3 protein-coding genes are annotated in these 2,790 nt (G+C 71.6%); all 3 read left to right on the top strand.

Going from position 1 to position 2,790, the window contains the following annotated elements:
* Window positions 1-678, top strand: a 678-nt coding sequence (locus RT323_RS16460; protein ID WP_313410358.1) for a glutamate ligase domain-containing protein, incomplete at its 5' end; no start/stop codon positions are given.
* A complete protein-coding gene (locus RT323_RS16455; protein WP_313410356.1) occupies window positions 675-1,385 on the top strand; it encodes an FtsQ-type POTRA domain-containing protein in 711 nt (236 codons plus the stop codon). The genes RT323_RS16460 and RT323_RS16455, both read left to right, overlap by 4 nt.
* A gap of 284 nt (window positions 1,386-1,669) precedes the next feature.
* On the top strand, window positions 1,670-2,790 hold a 1,121-nt coding region (gene ftsZ, locus RT323_RS16450), incomplete at its 3' end, for a cell division protein FtsZ (protein WP_313410354.1).

The following is a 2,790-nucleotide window of genomic DNA, read 5'->3' as shown; positions in this document are numbered from 1 at the left end:
GTCGTCACTGCCGGGTTCGCCGAGGACGCCGACGTGCGCGGCACCGACGTGCGTGTCGAGGGGGCCAGCACACGGTTCACGGTCTCCGGACCCGGACTGGCGCCGACCGAGGTCGTCCTGGCCGTTCCCGGACGCCACTACGCCGCGGACGCGCTCCTGGCGCTCGCCACCGGTCTCGAGCTCGGGCACGATGCGGCCGGGCTCGTCGCGGGCCTCGCGGGATACACCGGTGCCGCCCGCCGCATGGAGCCCAAGGGCGAGGCCGCGGGCGTCCGGGTCGTCGACTCCTACGCACACCATCCCACCGAGATCGCCGCCGACCTGGCCGCCGGACGCGCCCTCGCGGGGGAGGGGCGGCTCGTCGTCGTCTTCCAGCCGCACCTGGTCAGCCGGACCCGCATCTTCGGCGCGCAGATGGGCCGCGAGCTCGCGGCCGCCGACCTCGTGGTGGTCGCCGACCTCTACCTCGCACGTGAGGCGCCCGATCCCGACGTCACGTCGGCGCTCGTGCTAGAGACCGCGGGCCCGGACGCCATCGGGGGCGGTGCGGTCGGCGACGTCCCGTCCGTCGTGGCTCCGCTGCTGCAGCCGGGCGACCTCGTGCTGACGCTGGGTGCCGGTGACGTCACCACCGTGGGTCCCGCCCTCCTGGCGCTCCTGCGGGAGACCGCCGGATGAGCGACCGCTTCACCGAGAAGCTGCGCCAGCAGCAGCGCCGGAGGCGGTGGCGCATCGCCGCGGTCGTCCTCGCGCTCGTCCTGGTCCTGGCGGGCGTCTGGGCCGTGTGGTTCTCGAGCCTGCTCGACATCCGCAGCGTCGAGGTGCGCGGGACCGAGCACGTGCCGGTCGAGCGCGTCGTCCGTGCGGCGCAGGTGCCCATGGGCACGCCGCTGCTGCGCCTGGACACCGAGGCCGTGGCCGAGAGGGTCCTCGAGCTCGCGCCCGTCGAGTCCGTCCGCGTCGAGCACGACCTGCCGCACGCCGTGCGCATCCTCGTCACCGAGCGCACGGCCGTCGCCTGGATCGACCGGTCCGGCACGCCGTGGGCGGTCGACGCCTCCGGGGTCGTGTACCGGCCGCTCAACCGCGAGCCGTCGCACCTGCCCGAGCTCGACGTCGACGACGAGGACAAGCGCGTCCTGTCGGCCGTTGCCCGGGTAGCGGCCGACATCGCGGACGGCGACGCCGAGCTGTTGCGCCTGACCGACGTCATCCGGGCCGAGACCCGCGACTCGATCGAGCTGGACCTGTCGAAGGACCGGACGGTCGTGTGGGGGAGCGCGGAGGAGTCCGACGCCAAGCTCTCGGTGCTCGGACCGCTCCTGCAGATCGAGGCGAGCAGCTACGACGTCAGCGCGCCCGAGCGCCCCACCACGCTGCAGTAGCCGCCCGGTCACTACGCCGAGGGCGCGGCCGGGGGAGGGGGGGTCCACTTTTGGCAACGGATCCACGTGACGGAGCGGGCGGGGCGTGGATCCGTGACCAAAACTGCGAAGACGGCATGGATCCGAGGCGGCGTGCAGCATCGCCGCGAGGGATGACGAACAACACGCGCGACACGCGGCGTGTCACCACTGATCACTCAGGTCACCGCCTTAGTGTCGTGACAACGGCGAGGTTGACATAACTATAAGCCTCCACTTGAAGTTTAGGGTTGAAGGGGAACGACATGGCGGTCCAGAACTACCTTGCGGTGATCAAGGTCGTCGGTATCGGCGGCGGCGGTGTCAACGCCGTCAACCGGATGATCGAGGCAGGCCTCAAGGGCGTCGAGTTCATCGCGATCAACACCGATGCCCAGGCATTGCTGATGACCGATGCCGACGTCAAGCTCGATGTCGGTCGTGACTCGACCCGCGGCCTCGGTGCCGGCGCCGATCCCGAGATCGGGATGAAGGCCGCCGAGGACCACGCCGACGAGATCGAGGCCGCCCTCAAGGGCGCGGACATGGTCTTCGTGACGGCGGGCGAGGGAGGCGGCACGGGCACCGGCGGCGCGCCCGTCGTGGCTCGCATCGCGCGCTCGCTGGGCGCCCTGACGATTGGGGTCGTCACGCGCCCCTTCAAGTTCGAGGGCCGCAACCGTGCGGCGCAGGCCGACGTCGGCGTGCAGCGCCTGCGCGAGGAGGTCGACACCCTCATCGTCATCCCGAACGACCGACTGCTCTCGATCAGCGACCAGAACATCAGCCTGCTCGACGCCTTCCGCCAGGCCGACCAGGTGCTGTACCAGGGCGTCTCGGGCATCTCCGAGCTCATCACCACGCCCGGCCTGATCAACGTCGACTTCGCCGACGTGAAGTCGATCATGAGCGACGCCGGCTCCGCCCTCATGGGCATCGGCTCGGCCCGTGGCGAGCACCGCGCCGCGACCGCCGCCGAGCTGGCTGTCTCCAGCCCGTTGCTCGAGGCCTCGATCGAGGGCGCCCGTGGTGTCCTCCTGTCGATCGCCGGTGGCTCGGACCTGGGCCTGTTCGAGATCAACGAGGCCGCCGAGCTGGTGCAGGAGGCGGTCCACGACGACGCCAAGATCATCTTCGGCACCGTGATCGACGACTCGCTCGGCGACGAGGTCCGCATCACCGTGATCGCGGCCGGCTTCGACGGCGGCGAGCCCAAGCAGCGCAACACCTCGCAGCCGGCCCTGCGCAGTCGCGACCAGCAGCAGGCGGCCAACGAGTCGGCCCCGGCGGCCCCGGCCACCGAGCGTCCGGCGGAGCGGTCCGGAGCGACCGAGCAGCGCGTCGTCACCGAGCCCGTGCCGGTGGGCCAGCCCTCCGGCCAGGAGTT

This window comes from Aeromicrobium sp., from assembly GCF_032084975.1.
In the GTDB taxonomy this organism is placed as follows: domain Bacteria; phylum Actinomycetota; class Actinomycetes; order Propionibacteriales; family Nocardioidaceae; genus Aeromicrobium.
Note: the sequence above shows the minus strand (reverse complement) of the source record. Positions and strands in the feature narration are given on the sequence as shown.

Bases quoted from the DNA above. Each gene is read 5' to 3' on its own strand.
- RT323_RS16455 (WP_313410356.1), top strand. From the start codon at position 675: ATGAGCGACCGCTTCACCGAGAAGCTGCGCCAGCAGCAGCGCCGGAGG.